Genomic DNA, 15,726 nt, shown 5'->3' on the forward strand with positions numbered 1-15,726 from the left:
TAGAAAAACCGGATAATAAGCAATTATTCGTTGCATAAATCGGACTAATCATGGATCGCATTACCGCCGCTGAGGTTTTTGTCACCATCGTCGATCGCGGCAGCATGATCGCCGCCGCGGAAACGCTGGAGATGTCGCGCGCGATGGTGACGCGCTACCTGGCGCAGATGGAGCAATGGGCCGGGGCGCGTTTACTGCACCGCACTACCCGTAAGCTTAGTCTGACCGACGCCGGGGAGCGTACTCTGGAACGCTGCCGGCAAATGCTGGCGCTGGCGGGGGAGATCGACCTGGTGGAGGAAGGGCAGAGCGATGAGCTGCGCGGCCTGCTGCGCATCACCTGTTCGCAGTCGCTCGGGCAAACGGCGCTGGTGGGGGCCGTCGCTCAGTATCTGAAGCGTCACCCGCAGGTGGCGGTCGATCTGCAGATGAACAACCGGGCGGTGAACCTGGTGGAAGAGCGCATCGATCTGGCGCTGCGTATCACCAACGAGCTGGATCCCAACCTGATCGCCCGCCCGCTGTCCACCTGCGCATCGGTGGTGTGCGCTGCGCCGGCATATCTGGCGGCGCACGGCACCCCGCGTCAACCGCAGGATCTGGCGTTGCACAACTGCCTGACCTACTCCTATTTCGGCAAAAGCCTGTGGCACTTCGATGCTCAGGGCGTGAAATCGGCGGTAGCGGTCAGCGGCAACCTGAGTGCCAACGAGTCGGTGGTGCTGATGGCCGGCACGGTGCAGGGGGCGGGCATTTCCATGCAGCCCTATTATTCGGCGGCGCCGCTGCTGGCCAGCGGCGAACTGGTCGAACTGTTGCCGGATTACCGGCCGCAGTCGATGGGCATCTACGGCATCTATACCTCACGCCGCCAGATGCCCGCCACCTTGCGCACCATGCTGGACTTTTTGGTGGAGTGGTTCGCCACCGATCCGCAGTGGCAGGCCACGCTGCGCTGATGCTTCGGCAATATTCCCACGCCGCTTTCAGCGCCTGACGGCGGCGGCCAGCCGGGCGGCAAAGGCGGCGGCCTGCTGATGAAGGTGGTCGATAAAGGCGGTGACCAGCGCCGATGAAGGGCGGTGCAGCGGCCGGATCAGGCTGACGGTGAACGGCACGTCGATGCTGAACGGCCGCACGTGCACACCGTTACCGGCATAGTCGAGCGCCGTCAGCGGGTTGACGATCGACACCCCCACGCCCGCCCTCACCATGGCACACACCGACGCTGCGCTGTGCGTTTCCATCACCATGCGGCGCTCGACGCGCTGTTCGCCGAACAACGCATCCAGCAGGTGGCGATAGCTGTCGGTGCTCGACAGGCTGATAAAGTTCTGCCCGGCGAAGTCCTGCGGCGTCAGCCGATCTTTCACCAGCAGCGGGTGGCCTGTCGGCAGCACGCAGACTTCGTTCAACGTCATCAACGTCACCCGCTCGGTGCCCGCCGGCGTCAGGGTGGTTTCCGTCAGCCCGAGATCGTGACGCTGGGCAGACAGCCACTCTTCCAGCAGCGGCGACTCTTGCGGGATGACGCTGAAGCTGACTTCCGGGTAACGTTCGATAAAGGGCCGACACACCGCCGGCAGCAGTGATTGGGAAAATACCGGCAGGCACACGATCGACAGCTGCGCCTGCTGAAACTGGCGAATGCCGGCGGCGGCGTTGACGATGCGATCGAGGCCGTAATAGGAGCGCTGCACCTCTTCGAACAACCGTAGGCCCTGCACCGTGGGGGACAAGCGACCGCGCACCCGGTCGAACAGCTGCAGCCGGATCAGCTTCTCAAAGCGCGCCAGCTCGCGGCTGACGGTCGGTTGCGAGGTTTGCAGCAGGGCCGCCGCCTCGGTCAGGTTGCCGGTGGTCATTACCGCCCGAAAGATTTCGATCTGCCGCAAAGAGATGCTGTGCATGGCGAGGCCGCTCGGTTAAGGGGAAAGCCATATCATAAATGAATAGACTACGGCTAAATAGATATTTTCCACCCAATTCAGCGTGCGGCACTATGGCGTTATCTGCCGTCATTTTCGAATTGGGAATATCGCCATGCCACGCCCGTTGCACGACACCTCCACCGCGTTGAACGCCGCTAACCTGTTGGCCTTGCCGCAGCGTTTCGGCTGCCCGGTCTGGGCCTATGATGCGGACATCATCAGCCAGCGCATCGCTCAGCTGCGCCATTTCGATACTGTCCGTTTCGCACAGAAGGCCTGTTCGAACATTCATATTTTGCGCTTGATGCGCGAGCAGGGCGTGAAGGTGGATTCGGTGTCGCTGGGCGAGATCGAGCGGGCGCTGCGGGCCGGTTTTCAGCCGGGCGGCGAACCGAGCGAGATCGTGTTTACCGCGGACGTGTTGGATCACGCTACGCTGGCGCGCGTCAGCGAATTGAAGATCCCGGTCAACGCGGGTTCCATCGACATGCTGGATCAGCTCGGCCAGGTTTCCGCAGGGCACCCGGTGTGGCTGCGCATTAACCCGGGATTTGGCCACGGCCATAGCCAGAAAACCAACACCGGCGGCGAGAACAGCAAGCACGGTATCTGGTATGCCGACCTGCCGCAGGCGGTGGAGAAGATCCGCCGCTACGGCCTGAAGTTGATCGGCGTGCACATGCACATCGGTTCCGGCGTCGATTACCAGCATCTGGAACGGGTCTGCGATGCGATGGTGCAGCAGGTGATCGATCTCGGTCATGACATCAGCGCCATTTCCGCCGGCGGCGGCCTGTCTATCCCGTACCAGTACGGCGAAGAGGCGATCGATACCGAACACTATTTCGGTTTGTGGAACCGGGCGCGTGAACGCATCGCCGCGCATCTGGGGCATCCGGTGCAGCTGGAGATCGAACCGGGGCGTTTCCTGATGGCGGAAGCGGGCGTCTTGGTGGCCGAGGTGCGGGCGGTAAAGGACATGGGCAGCCGTCACTTCGTGCTGGTGGACGCCGGTTTTAACGATCTGATGCGCCCGGCAATGTACGGCAGCTATCACCATATTTCGCTGTTGCCGGCCGATGGGCGCGATACCTCGGGGCAACCGCTGCGCGAAACGGTGATCGCCGGGCCACTGTGCGAATCCGGCGACGTGTTCACCCAGCAGGCGGGCGGCGGCGTGGAAACCCGCGAACTGCCGCCGGCCCAGATCGGCGATTATCTGGTGTTCCACGACACCGGCGCCTACGGCGCATCGATGTCCTCCAACTACAACAGCCGTCCGCTGTTGCCTGAAGTGCTGTTCGAAAACGGTGAGCCGCGCCTGATCCGCCGCCGCCAAACCATCGAAGAACTGATCGCGCTGGAGATTATCTGATAAGCGGGCGGGCGTGCTGCGCCCGCTTTACAGCGTCATGCGGCGGTGCTGGCCATTGGGCAATTGCACATCCAGCGACAGCGTGCCACCCATCGCCTCGATATAGCGTTTGAGCGATGACAGTTTGATTTCGCTGCCGCGCTTTTCCAAATTGGCGACGGAGGGTTGGCTGATGCCGAGCCGCTTCGCCAATTCAACCTGAGAGACCGCCAGCTCTTCCCTCAGCATCGCCAGCCGCAGCTCGAAAATTTCCTTGTCCGCTTTTTGCCTGGCAGTGGCAACGACGGCGGGATCGAGCTTGTCGATCAGTTGGGATAAAGGTTTGGCCATCTGCACTACCTCCGGGTTGCCAGATAATGTGAAAACTCCATGGCGGCGATGGGCAACATGCGCTGGTAAAAGCGTTGGTCGCCGGTTTTATCGCCGCCGCACAGCAATACCGCTTGCCGCTGTGGGTCAAAGGCGAAAAATACCCTGAAAGGGCGCCCGCGATGTTGAATGCGCAGCTCCTTCAACTGCCGGACCGCGTCGGAAAAATGCAGCGTATCGGCATGCGGCCGTGCCAATTGCGGGCCGAACGTCTGTAATTTGAAGATCGCCGCCAGGATGCTTGTTTGCTGGGCGTTGTTCAGCGCTAAAAACCAGTCGTCGAACCGTTCGACGGTCACCACTTGCCACATGATGCGCTCCGAATATAGCGTTTGTGCTATATAGTGTAAAGATTATTGTGCCAACAATATGCACGAACGCTGGGAGCGGAAAAAATCCAAAAGTGGGAAATGCGGCGGGCTGCGCAATCTGAGCGCATGGGTGACGGCTCACCCATGCGGCGGCGCGAATTACGGCTGTTCGTGCGCGTTGTTGAGGGTGGCGACCGAGTGGCGGCGCACCAGCGTCGGGCTGAACATGTTGGTGATTTCCGGCAGCGGTTGGCGATTGGCCAAGGCCAGGGCCAGTTCCGCCGCCTGGGTTGCCATCGCCACGATCGGGTAGCGAATGGTGGTCAGGCGCGGCCGCAGATAGCGTGAAATCAGCACGTCGTCGAAACCGATCAGCGAAATGTGTCCCGGCACGTCGACGCTGTTGTCGCTCAGCACCGAAAGTGCGCCGGCGGCCATCGGATCGTTGTAGCAGGTAACGGCGGAGAACGAACGGCCGCGGCCGAGCAATTCAGTCATCGCCTGTTCGCCGCCGATCTCGTCCGGCTCGCCGTAGGCGATCAGCTTTTCATCCACGGCAATGCCGTGCTCCTGCAGCGCGTCGAGATAGCCCTGCAGGCGATCGGTGGCGTCGGAAATCTGGTGGGTGGAGCAGATGATGGCGATGCGCTGATGCCCTTGCTGGATCAGATGACGTGTCGCCAGCCAGGCGCCGTAGCGATCGTCGAGCGCCACGCAGCGCGTTTCAAAACCCGGCAGCGTGCGGTTGATCAGCACCATGCCCGGGATCTGTTGCATCCAGCCGCAAAGTTCCCGATCGCTCAGTCTCTTGGCGTGCACCACCAGCGCCTCGCAGCGGTGCCGCACCAGCTGTTCAATCGCCTGACGCTCTTTTTCGGCGTCGTGGTAACCGTTGCCAATCAGCAGAAAATTGTGGGTGGCGTAGGCCACCTGCTCGACCGCTTTGACCATCGCGCCGAAGAAGGGATCGGAAACGTCGGAGACGATCAGGCCCAGCGTCTCGGTGGATTGCTGCGCCAGCGCCCGAGCGTTGGCGTTAGGGTGATACTGCAGCTGTTCCATGGCGGCCAGCACCGCGGTGCGCGACCCTTCGCTGGCCTTGGGGGAATTATTTATCACGCGGGATACCGTGGCCACGGAAACACCCGCCAGCCTGGCAACATCCTTTATCGTAGCCATATCAGTCAACACATCCTGGGTAATCGCTTACATCCCTCAGTTTTGCGGAAAAAAACCGGGGCTGCAAGCGGTCTCGTGCGCAACTTGTGGCGGCTGTTGCAGAATCTCTTCGCGTCTGCGCGCATAACCGTCGGCTGCCGAACGATAGCGCAATTTGTACGTTGGCTCTGGCGGCGGGCTGAGGTAACGTCTGTGCATTCCGATTTGCGCCGAGAACGCCATGTCCATTAAACGCTATCCGCAGCTCGCCCATTGGGGCGCTTATACCGCCGTGGTTGAAGACGGCCGGCTTATCCGCTGTGAACCCTTCGCCGACGATCCCGATCCTTCGCCGCTGCTCGATTCCATCGTCCCGATGGTTTACTCCGACAAACGTATCCGCAAGCCGGCGGTGCGCCGTTCGTGGCTGCAAAAGCGCGAGGGCAGCGACCGTACGCTGCGCGGCAGGGAAGACTTCGTCGAGGTGGACTGGGAGCTGGCGCTCGATTTGGTGGCGCAGGAGAACCGCCGGGTGCGCGATCGCTACGGTGCCTCCGGGCTGTTTACCGGCTCTTATGGCTGGTCATCGGCCGGGCGCTTGCATCATGCGCGTTCGCTGGTGCGACGGTTCTATTTCAGCGGCGGCGGCGGGGTCGATCAGCAGGGCAACTACAGCTGGGGCGCGGCGCAGTTTTTCCTGCCGTATGTGATCGGCACTTTCTCGCCGTTGACCGGGCGCGTCACAAGTTGGCCGAGCGTGGTGGAGCATTGCGAGCTGTTTGTGGCGTTTGGCGGGCTGGCGCTGAAAAACGCCCAGGTCTCTTCCGGCGGCGCGGCGGAGCATGCGCTCAAGCCTTGGCTGCAAAAGCTGGCGCAGAAGGGCACGCCGGTTGTCAACATCAGCCCGATGCGTGACGACTGCCCCGGGTTCGTCAACGCGGAGTGGATCCCGATCCGGCCGAATACCGACGTGGCGCTGATGCTGGCGCTGGCTTACGAAATCCAGCAGCTGGGCGCGCAGGATGAAGCCTTCCTGCACAGCCACTGCGTAGGCTATCAACAGCTGGCGGATTACCTGAACGGCGTGAGCGACGGCGTGGCGAAAACGCCGGCCTGGGCCAGCGCCATTACCGGCATTCCGGCGGCGCGCATCGCGCGGCTGGCGCGGCAGCTGATCGGCGTGCGCAGTTTTATCACCTGTTCCTACTCCGTGCAGCGCGCGCACCGCGGCGAGCAACCGTATTGGATGATGATCGCGCTGTCGGCGATGCTGGGCCAGGTGGGGCTGCCGGGCGGCGGCTTTTCCTTCGGTCATGGCTCGATGAACGGCGTCGGCAACCCGCGCGTGGACACCCCCGCGCCGACCATGCCGGTAGGGGATAACCCGGCCGGGCTGGCGATCCCGGTGGCGCGCATCTGCGACATGCTGCTGCATCCCGGCGAAGCCTATCAATTTTGCGGCGAGACGCGCCAGTACCCGGATGTTCACCTGGTGCACTGGGCCGGCGGCAACCCGTTCCATCATCATCAGCAGCTGAACCGGCTGGTGGAAGGCTGGCAGAAGCCGGATACGGTGATCGTACAAGATATCTGGTGGACGGCGGCGGCCAAAATGGCGGATATCGTGTTGCCGGTCACCAGTTCGCTGGAGCGCAACGACATCGGCGGCTCCTCGCGCGATCGCTACGTGCTGGCGATGCATCAGGCGATTGCGCCGCAGCATCAGGCGCGCAACGATTTTGATATCTTCGCCGATCTGGCGGAGCGCCTGGGCTATCGCGAACGCTTTACCGAAAACCGCGACGAGCGGGCCTGGATCGAAGAGATTTATCGGCAATGCGGCGCGGCGCAGCAGCGTGCCGGCGTCGCCTGGCCCGAGTTTGAGGATTTTTGGCGCCGGGGCTATGTCGAGCTGCCCGCGCCGGCCAAGGAGTTCGTCTTTTTTGACGCGTTCCGCGCCGATCCGCAGGCTAATCCGCTGCAGACGCCCAGCGGCAAGATCGAACTGTTCAGCGAGCGGATCGCCGGTTATCGCTACGAAGATTTCGCGCCGCATCCGCAGTGGCGGCCGCCGGTGGAGTGGCTGGGTGCGCCGCAGACCGAAACCTGGCCGCTGCATCTGATCTCCATCCAACCGAGCGATCGTCTGCACAGCCAGATGGATCCGGCGCCGCTGGCGCAGGGCAATAAGACCGCCGGGCGCGAAACCCTGTATATGCATCCCGAAGACGCGGCGCAGCGCGGCGTAGCAGAGGGTAGCGAAGTGCTGGTCAGCAATGCGCGCGGCAGCTGCCTGGCGGGGGCGACCCTCACCGACGGCGTGACGCGTGGCGTGGTGTTGATGGCGACCGGCGCCTGGTTCGAGCCGGGTTACGACGCGCAGCGCCGGCCGGTCGAACAGGCGGGCAACCCGAACGTGCTGACGCTGGATATCGGCACCTCGCCGCTGACGCAGGGGCCGAACGCCATGAGCTGTCTGGTGGAGGTCAGCGCGCGATGAATGACGATTTCACGTCGGGATAACCGGCTCGCCGTCGTTGTTATATTTATTTTTTCGCCGCTGCGGGAAGGTTTAAGTTTCATTGAGTTATTACAGCAGATCGCGGGAAATTTACAGCTGGTTGCATTTGGAGCAGAACTCTTGCGATTCGCCGGTAGTTTCCTGCTCGCCATCTCTCTAGAGTAGGTGATCCCAGAGGTATTGATTGGTGAGAAATCAGCATACTCTGTATGTTGAAGCCATTTTCAATTGCACCAACCTACGCGGATGCGTAGGTTTTTTTTTGCCTGCCATATAGTATTCTTTTTCCTACAACGATTTACACCTCCATGGCCAAGGGAGAAGGGCATGATTTTTTCACTGCTGCGCGCGCTGTTTCGCCTGCTGTTTCGGGTTCGGGTCGAAGGGGATGTTCAGCACTTCGAGCGGCAAAAACTGCTGATTACGCCGAACCACGTCTCTTTCCTCGACGGCGTGCTGCTGGCGCTGTTCCTGCCGATTAAACCGGTGTTTGCGGTTTACGCCAGCATCGGCGAGAGCTGGTTTATGCGCTGGCTGCGGCCCTACATCGATTTCGTTTCGCTCGATCCCACCAAGCCGATGGCCATCAAACAGCTGGTGCGGATGGTCGAGCAGGGGCGGCCGATCGTGGTGTTCCCTGAAGGGCGCATCACCGTGACCGGCGCGCTGATGAAAATCTACGACGGCGCGGCGTTTATCGCCGCCAAATCGGGTGCCACGGTAGTGCCGGTGCGGATCGACGGCCCCGAATTCAGCCCGTTCGGCCGCATGGCCGGGGTATTCAAGATCCGCTGGTTCCCGCGAATCAGCATCCGCATCTTGCCGCCGACCACGCTGCCGATGCCGGAAGCGCCGCGCGCGCGTGAACGCCGGGCGCTGGCGGGCGATCGGCTGATGCAGATCATGATGCGGGCGCGGATGGATACGCGTGAACCGCAGACGCTGTTCCATGCTTTGCTGGCGGCGCAGCACCGCTACGGGCGCCGCAAGCCCTGTATCGAAGACATTGCTTTCAAAGAAGACAGTTATCAGACGTTGATCAAGAAATCGCTGGGTGTCAGCCGCATTCTGCAGCGCTTTACCGCCGAAGGGGAACACGTTGGGCTGCTGTTGCCGAACGCCACCATCACCGCGGCGGCGATCTTTGGCGCTTCGCTGCGTAACCGCATCCCGGCGATGCTCAACTACACCGCCGGCGCCAACGGCCTGAACAGCGCGATGCTCGCCGCCGGCATCAAGACCATTGTCACCTCGCGCCAGTTTCTGGAAAAGGGCAAGCTGACCCACCTGCCGGAGCAGGTGCCGCAGGCTAACTGGGTGTATCTGGAAGATCTGAAGGATACCGTCACGCTGGCGGACAAGCTGTGGATTTTGCGGCATTTGCTGCAGCCGCAGCGCGCGGCGTTGCCGCAACGCCCGGAAGACGCGGCGCTGATCCTGTTCACTTCCGGTTCCGAAGGCCACCCCAAGGGCGTGGTGCATTCCCACGCCAGCCTGCTGGCCAACGTAGAACAAATTCGCACCATCGCCGACTTCACGCCGCGCGACCGCTTCATGTCGTCGCTGCCGCTGTTCCACTCGTTCGGCCTGACGGTGGGGCTACTCACGCCGCTGATCACCGGCAGCCGCATTTTCCTCTACCCCAGCCCGCTGCACTATCGCGTGGTGCCGGAGCTGGTGTATGACCGCAACTGTACGGTGCTGTTCGGCACGGCGACCTTCCTCAACAACTATGCGCGCTTCGCGCATCCGTATGATTTCGCCCGCCTGCGCTACGTGGTGGCCGGCGCGGAGAAACTGGCGGACAGCACCAAACAGATCTACCAGGATAAATACGGCATTCGCATTCTGGAAGGCTATGGCGTGACCGAGTGCGCGCCGGTGGTCTCCATTAACGTGCCACTGGCGACGAAAGTAGGCACCGTTGGCCGCATCATGCCGCAGATGGAGGCGCGCCTGATCGCGGTGCCAGGCATCGATAACGGCGGCCGCCTGCAGCTGAAGGGGCCGAATATCATGAAAGGCTATTTGCGGGTTGAGCGCCCCGGCGAGCTGGAGCCGCCGGCGGCGGAAGATGCGAACGGCGTGCTGCAGCCGGGCTGGTACGACACCGGCGATATCGTCAGCCTGGATGAGCAGGGTTACTGCACCATTCGCGGCCGCGTGAAGCGCTTCGCCAAGCTGGCGGGGGAGATGGTGTCGCTCGAGAGCGTCGAATTGCTGGCGCAGCGGCTGTCGCCGGAAAAACTGCATGCCGCCACCGTCAAAAGCGACAGCAGCAAAGGCGAGGCGCTGGTGCTGTTCACCACCGATCCCGCCATTACCCGCGAGGCATTGCTGCGGGTGGCGCGCGAGCTGGGCAGCCCGGAGCTGGCGGTGCCGCGCGATATTCGCCTGTTGAAAACGCTGCCTGTGCTCGGCAGCGGCAAACCCGATTTCGTCACCCTGCGTCATATGGCCGAACAGCCGGAGAGTGCCTGATGAATCCTTCGACCGAATCCCCTTTGTTGTCACGCGGTATGATCGCCGTCATCAGCGCGCAGTTTCTCTCGGCGTTCGGCGACAATGCGTTGCTGTTTGCCACGCTGGCGTTGATCAAGCAGCAGCTGTATCCGGACTGGAGCCAGCCGATCCTGCAGATGGCCTTTGTCGCCACCTACATCATTCTGGCGCCGTTTGTCGGCCAGGTGGCCGACAGCTTCGCCAAAGGGCGGGTGATGATGTTCGCCAACGCCCTGAAGCTGGCGGGGGCGTTGGTGATCTGCTTTGGGTTCAACCCGTTTCTCGGTTACAGCCTGGTCGGCGTGGGGGCCGCCGCGTATTCGCCGGCCAAATACGGCATTCTGGGCGAGATCACCAGCGGTGAGAAGCTGGTCAAGGCTAACGGCCTGATGGAGGCCTCGACCATCGCCGCCATTCTGACCGGGTCGGTGGCCGGCGGTATTCTGGCGGACTGGCATGTGGTCGCGGCGCTGGCGGCCTGCGCCTTGGTTTACGCGGGAGCGGTGGTCGCCAACCTGTATATTCCGCGTCTGGCGGCGGCGCGCCCGGGGGCCTCCTGGCGCCCGCGGGCTATGACGAACAGCTTCTTTACCGCCTGCGTCACGTTATGGCGCGATGGGCAGACGCGTTTCTCCTTGATCGGCACCAGCCTGTTCTGGGGGGCCGGCGTGACGTTGCGTTTTCTGCTGGTGCTGTGGGTGCCGCTGGCGCTCGGCATCGCCGATAACGCCACGCCGACGCTGCTGAACGCCATGGTGGCCGTCGGTATCGTGGTGGGGGCCGGCGCTGCCGCGCGCTTCGTCACGCTGAAGACGGTAAAACGCTGCATGCCGGCCGGGATCCTGATCGGCGTCGCGGTCGCGGTGTTCGCGCTGCAAACCACCATGCTCAATGCCTATGTCTTGTTGGCGATCATCGGCATGCTGGGGGGCTTCTTCGTGGTGCCGCTCAATGCGTTGCTGCAGGAGCGGGGCAAGCATTCGGTCGGTGCCGGCAATGCGATCGCGGTGCAAAACCTGGGTGAAAACGCCGCCATGTTGCTGATGCTGGCGCTGTATTCGCTGGTGGTGAAGCTGGGCGTGCCGGTGGTGGGGGTCGGCGTAGGGTTTGGCGTGGTGTTTGCGCTGGCGATTAGCGTGCTGTGGTGGTCGCAGCGGCGGTAAAAAACGGGGCGCAGCCTGGCTGCGCCCCGGCTGTATTAAGGCGCCGGAATGGTAAACCGGGTATGGATTTCTTCAAGCGCCTGCAGCACGTCCTCATCCAATACCACATCGAGGCTGTCGATGTTGATTTTCAACTGCTCCACCGTAGTGGCGCCCAGCAGGGTGCTGGCGACGAACGGCTGCTGACGCACGAAGGCCAAGGCCATCTGCGAAGGATCCAGCCCGTGTTTTTTGGCCAGCGCCACGTACTCGGCGATCGCCAGCTGGGTTTGCTGCCCTGAATAACGGTTGAAGCGGGTGAACAGCGTATTGCGCGCACCGGCCGGTTTAGCGCCGTTGAGGTATTTGCCGCTCAGAGTACCGAACGCCAGGCTGGAATAGGCCAGCAGTTCTACCCCTTCGTGCTGGCTGATCTCGGCCAGGCCAATCTCAAAGCTGCGGTTCAGCAGGCTGTAAGGGTTTTGAATCGACACGATGCGCGGCAGCTCGTGTTTCTCCGCCAGCTGCAGGTAGCGCATCACGCCCCAGGGCGTTTCATTGGATACCCCGATATAGCGAATCTTGCCGGCGCGCACCTGCTCGGTCAGCGCCTCCAGCGTTTCCAACAGCGTAACCGTAGCTTTGTCATCGGTGTATTGATAGTTGAGTTTGCCAAAGCAGTTGGTGGCGCGCTGCGGCCAGTGCAATTGATAAAGATCGAGATAATCGGTGTTCAGCCGCTTGAGGCTGGCGTCCAAAGCGGCGCGGATGTTTTTGCGATCGAGCGCCTGCTGCGGGCGGATGCTGCTGTCGGTGCCGCGCACCGGGCCCGAGACTTTGCTGGCCAGGACGATTTTTTCACGATTGCCGCGCGCCTTGATCCAGCTGCCGATATAGCTCTCGGTCAGGCCCTGGGTTTCCGGGCGGGGCGGCACCGGGTACAGTTCGGCGGTGTCTATCAGGTTCACGCCTGCGGCCAATGCATAGTCCAGTTGCGCATGGGCGTCGGCTTCGCTGTTCTGTTCGCCAAAGGTCATGGTGCCCAGTCCCAGCACGCTCACTTCTAAAGAACTGTGGGGAATACGGTGGTATTGCATTAACGGCCTTCCTTTCTTGTTAGCGCTGACGGGCCGCGCGGCCCGGTGAAACAGGAGCCCAATGTCAGAAGACGGCGCAAAGTCCGTCGGGCGGCGATGTCGCCTTTCCTGACTATAACCAAGCGGTGAAGATGGGGGAAGCGGATTCCGTGCGGACACGAATGAGGGCTACCGTGCTCGCGCGGGCGATAGCCGGCGGGTGGTGATTAGCGTTCGATAACCTGGGAAACCTGATCGCCGTTAATCTGGCGGTGGTTGCCTTTCTCGTCTTTATAGCTGATGAGGCCAGTGTCTTTGTCGATCTCTGGCTTGCCTTGCGTCAGGATCATGTTGCCGTCTTTGGTCGCCATCACGTAGTCGCTGGAACATCCCGCCAGGCCGGCCACCATCACCAGCGCCGACACTGCCATTACCCACTTTTTCATCCTGCGGATCCTCAATTATGCAGAAAAGGTTGTTATTTCAAGATTAGCAAACTCTCGGCGAAGGGCGTCTCAGATAAGTCTTTATCTGATAAGAAAAAGTGAAATGAGAGGTCAACGAAGCGATGGAAGCCGCCGATGGCGGCTTCCGGGTAGGGTTATTCCGGCGAGCGGTTTTTCTTGCTGCGCATCAGATTGAGCGCTTCTACCGACATCGAGAAGAACATGGCGAAGTAGATGTAGCCTTTCGGCACGTGCACCTGGAAACTTTCCAGCATCAGCGTGAAGCCCACCAGGATCAGGAACGCCAGCGCCAGCATTTTCACCGACGGATGGCGATTGACGAACTCACCGATCGGCCGGGCGGCGAACATCATCACACCGACGGCGATCACTACTGCCGCCATCATGATGAACAGATGGTCGGAAAGGCCCACGGCGGTAATCACCGAGTCCAGACTGAAGATAATATCGAGCAGCATGATCTGCACGATCGCGCCGAAGAAGCTGTGCACCTTGGTGTGGTGCTCTTCTTCCGTGCCCTCGATGGTTTCGTGGATCTCTTTGCTGGCTTTCCAGATCAGGAACAGCCCCCCCAGAAGCAGGATCAGATCGCGGGCGGAAACGGCGTGATCCAGCACGGTAAACAGCGGGTGCGTCAAGCGGATCACCCAGGCGATAGAGGCCAACAGCGCCAGGCGCATAATCATGGCGGCGGCCAGACCGAGCCGGCGAGCTTTGTTCTGTTGCGCTTTGGGCAGCTTGGCCACCACCAGCGACAGAAAAATGATGTTATCAATACCCAGTACGATCTCAAGAATGGTTAGCGTACCTAACGCTAACCAGGCATTGGGATCCATAATCCATTCGAACATTGCCCGGCACACCTTAATACTTAATAAATGCAAAACGTGAATTATACGCGTTTATCGTGGCGCTGACAGGGTTAGCTAAACCAGAGTTAAACGAAATTGCTTAGATTGAGAAATGTCTTGCCAGCAGCGCGCCGGTAAAACTCTTTTTCAGATAGAAACCGCGCGGCAGCGTCATGATAGGTTGCCCCTGTTCGCCGATGGCTTCGGTGAGCGCCTTGCTGTTGGCGGCTTTGGGGCGCAGCTGCAACACTTCGCCGTGGCGCGCGGTGATGCGCTCTACGTGGCCGAGTACGATCAGATCCATCAACTCTTCCCAATCGCGGCGCAGACTCTCTTCTTCTGCGGCGCTCGGGCTCCACAGCAGCGGCGAGCCGACGCGGCGTTCGGCCAGCGGGATCTGCCGTTCGCCTTCTACCGGTATCCACAAGACGCGCGCCAACTTGTGGCGAACGTGGCTGCTGGCCCAGGTGACGCCGCTGTTACCGGTAAGCGGGGCGACGCAGACAAAAGTGGTTTCCAGCGGTTTGCCGGCGGCGTCGACAGGAATGGTTTTCAGCTCGATGCCCAGTTCGGGAAAGTCCTGCTCCGGTTTGCTGCCGGCCATGGCGCCGAGGTACAGCTCCAGCAGCATGCCCACCCAGCCCTTATCGCGCTTCAGATCCTTGGGGATCGGCAGCTGCGCGCGGGCGGCCAGCTCGCCAAAGCTGGCGCCGGCCAGCGCCTGAGCACGCTCGAACAGCTGCCGTTCATTTTCCGGCGGGGGCGGCAAAGGGGATAAAAACGCCATAAATCAAGCCTGTCGAATTTGGTTGAAAAACGTACTGCAATTATGCACGACGAACAATAACCATCATCGCCTGGGGAAAAGAATAATAGTAGCATGATTTTACATGACTTTTTTCATTTCCTTGCGGGGTAGGCAATGCACTGGCGGGGCTTGTTCACCTGAAGCCACCGACAATAAACAGGATCTTACACCTATTTATCCACAGATTTATGGGATAACCCAAATTTTTACCGATCACTGGTTCAATTTACAGCCTTGACTCGGGCAGTTTTTTACGAATTTGTCCGTTTTGTGCGTAACTTGCTCGGATAATCTGTGGATAAAAACGGCGTTGGTGGATCTTTCGCCAGGGTAAGATCCTTACCGTGCATAGATCACATTTTTACCCTGTACATAATGATGGGGCATTAATTAAATATATATTTTTAAAGTAAATATGTGTTTTAGGGGGCAATGGGGGATTTTGGGGTTTAAGAGTTGTACCGGCTTATCCCTCGAGTTCTGCACACACCTATCCACAGAAAAAGTGAATAAAACCGGCCAGATAGGCTGGGGTATGTTTATAACTTTGCCTATATCTGTGAGTTATCTCAATGTTATCCGGCCCGCAGCGCCGTAAAGCAGTGGTTTACCGCCTGTAGCTTGTGTGAAACAATCAGGACATCTATGCGAATTTAAGCTTATCGAGGTAGTCCGGTGATCGATGATGATGGCTACCGCCCGAATGTTGGTATCGTAATCTGTAATCGTCAGGGGCAGGTCTTATGGGCCCGCCGTTACGGTCAGCACTCCTGGCAGTTTCCCCAAGGTGGGATTAACCCTGGCGAAACTGCGGAGCAGGCGATGTACCGTGAGCTGTTCGAAGAAGTGGGGCTGAGTAAAAAGGATGTGCGCATCCTGGCTTCGACCCGCAACTGGTTGCGCTATAAATTGCCGAAACGTTTGGTGCGTTGGGACACAAAGCCGGTTTGTATCGGCCAAAAGCAAAAATGGTTTTTGTTGCAGCTACTGTGCAATGACGCTGATATCAACATGCAGCGCAGCAGCACGCCGGAGTTCGACGGTTGGCGCTGGGTGAGCTTCTGGTATCCGGTGCGCCAGGTGGTGTCGTTCAAACGCGACGTCTACCGCCGGGTGATGAAAGAATTCGCTGTGACCGTGATGCCGATGCAAGAGCAGGCGGCGCCGCGGCAGGCCCCCGCTTATCGCCGAAAGAGAGGTTAAGTTAAGCCGACT

General features: G+C 60.5%; 14 protein-coding genes. 6 read left to right on the forward strand and 8 right to left on the reverse strand.

Annotation, left to right across the window (positions count from 1 at the left end; all coding sequences use genetic code 11):
- Positions 1 to 50: 50 nt before the first annotated feature.
- Positions 51 to 959, forward strand: coding sequence for a LysR family transcriptional regulator (locus tag GF111_RS17715; protein ID WP_015378928.1), 909 nt, complete (start codon positions 51 to 53; stop codon positions 957 to 959).
- A 27-nt stretch (positions 960 to 986) separates the two neighbouring features.
- On the opposite strand, the gene GF111_RS17720 is transcribed toward GF111_RS17715, so the two are convergent.
- On the reverse strand, positions 987 to 1,910 hold the full coding sequence (locus GF111_RS17720; protein WP_094460604.1) for a LysR family transcriptional regulator: 924 nt from the start codon (positions 1,908 to 1,910) through the stop codon (positions 987 to 989).
- A 133-nt stretch (positions 1,911 to 2,043) separates the two neighbouring features.
- Between GF111_RS17720 and lysA the strand changes: the two genes are divergently transcribed.
- Positions 2,044 to 3,306 (forward strand): diaminopimelate decarboxylase, encoded by a 1,263-nt coding sequence (gene lysA / locus GF111_RS17725; protein WP_080491087.1) that lies wholly within the window; start codon positions 2,044 to 2,046, stop codon positions 3,304 to 3,306.
- A 27-nt stretch (positions 3,307 to 3,333) separates the two neighbouring features.
- Here the strand turns inward: lysA and GF111_RS17730 are convergent, their stop codons facing one another.
- The 3 genes from GF111_RS17730 to galR form a co-directional block, all read right to left on the reverse strand.
- Entirely contained in the window at positions 3,334 to 3,636 is a 303-nt protein-coding gene (locus GF111_RS17730) for a helix-turn-helix domain-containing protein (RefSeq protein WP_038878665.1), read from the reverse strand.
- A gap of 5 nt (positions 3,637 to 3,641) precedes the next feature.
- Positions 3,642 to 3,986, reverse strand: coding sequence for a type II toxin-antitoxin system RelE/ParE family toxin (locus GF111_RS17735; protein WP_038878669.1), 345 nt, complete (start codon positions 3,984 to 3,986; stop codon positions 3,642 to 3,644).
- 159 nt (positions 3,987 to 4,145) lie between these two features.
- The gene (galR, locus tag GF111_RS17740) at positions 4,146 to 5,165 is read right to left on the reverse strand and encodes an HTH-type transcriptional regulator GalR (protein ID WP_038878671.1); all 1,020 of its coding nucleotides are present in this window, start codon (positions 5,163 to 5,165) and stop codon (positions 4,146 to 4,148) included.
- Positions 5,166 to 5,385: 220 nt separating this feature from the next.
- Here galR and GF111_RS17745 point away from each other — a divergent pair, with 220 nt between their 5' ends.
- The 3 genes from GF111_RS17745 to lplT all read left to right on the forward strand — a co-directional run bounded on the left by GF111_RS17745 (position 5,386) and on the right by lplT (position 11,330).
- Positions 5,386 to 7,644, forward strand: a complete 2,259-nt coding sequence (locus tag GF111_RS17745) for a molybdopterin guanine dinucleotide-containing S/N-oxide reductase (protein WP_094460602.1) — start codon at positions 5,386 to 5,388, stop codon at positions 7,642 to 7,644.
- A 348-nt stretch (positions 7,645 to 7,992) separates the two neighbouring features.
- Positions 7,993 to 10,146, forward strand: a complete 2,154-nt coding sequence (gene aas, locus GF111_RS17750; RefSeq protein ID WP_055312344.1) for a bifunctional acyl-ACP--phospholipid O-acyltransferase/long-chain-fatty-acid--ACP ligase — start codon at positions 7,993 to 7,995, stop codon at positions 10,144 to 10,146.
- A complete protein-coding gene (lplT, locus tag GF111_RS17755; protein WP_038878684.1) occupies positions 10,146 to 11,330 on the forward strand; it encodes a lysophospholipid transporter LplT in 1,185 nt (394 codons plus the stop codon). Before aas ends, lplT begins: the two co-directional genes overlap by 1 nt.
- Before the next feature lie 35 nt (positions 11,331 to 11,365).
- Here the strand turns inward: lplT and GF111_RS17760 are convergent, their stop codons facing one another.
- The 4 genes from GF111_RS17760 to mutH form a co-directional block, all read right to left on the reverse strand.
- Complete coding sequence (locus GF111_RS17760; protein WP_047729969.1) at positions 11,366 to 12,406, reverse strand: NADP(H)-dependent aldo-keto reductase; 1,041 nt, start codon at positions 12,404 to 12,406, stop codon at positions 11,366 to 11,368.
- Positions 12,407 to 12,612: 206 nt separating this feature from the next.
- Positions 12,613 to 12,831, reverse strand: coding sequence for a YgdI/YgdR family lipoprotein (locus GF111_RS17765; RefSeq protein ID WP_038878690.1), 219 nt, complete (start codon positions 12,829 to 12,831; stop codon positions 12,613 to 12,615).
- Positions 12,832 to 12,986: 155 nt separating this feature from the next.
- Positions 12,987 to 13,703: a TerC family protein gene (locus tag GF111_RS17770; protein ID WP_038878693.1), complete on the reverse strand. Its 717-nt coding sequence runs from the start codon at positions 13,701 to 13,703 to the stop codon at positions 12,987 to 12,989.
- Between the two features lie 100 nt (positions 13,704 to 13,803).
- Complete coding sequence (mutH, locus tag GF111_RS17775; protein ID WP_038878695.1) at positions 13,804 to 14,490, reverse strand: DNA mismatch repair endonuclease MutH; 687 nt, start codon at positions 14,488 to 14,490, stop codon at positions 13,804 to 13,806.
- 696 nt (positions 14,491 to 15,186) lie between these two features.
- On the opposite strand from mutH, the gene rppH reads away from it, so the two are divergent.
- Positions 15,187 to 15,714, forward strand: a complete 528-nt coding sequence (rppH, locus tag GF111_RS17780; RefSeq protein WP_004931849.1) for an RNA pyrophosphohydrolase — start codon at positions 15,187 to 15,189, stop codon at positions 15,712 to 15,714.
- Positions 15,715 to 15,726: the final 12 nt, after the last annotated feature.

This window comes from Serratia sp. HRI (genome assembly GCF_010119335.3).
In the GTDB taxonomy this organism is placed as follows: domain Bacteria; phylum Pseudomonadota; class Gammaproteobacteria; order Enterobacterales; family Enterobacteriaceae; genus Serratia; species Serratia nevei.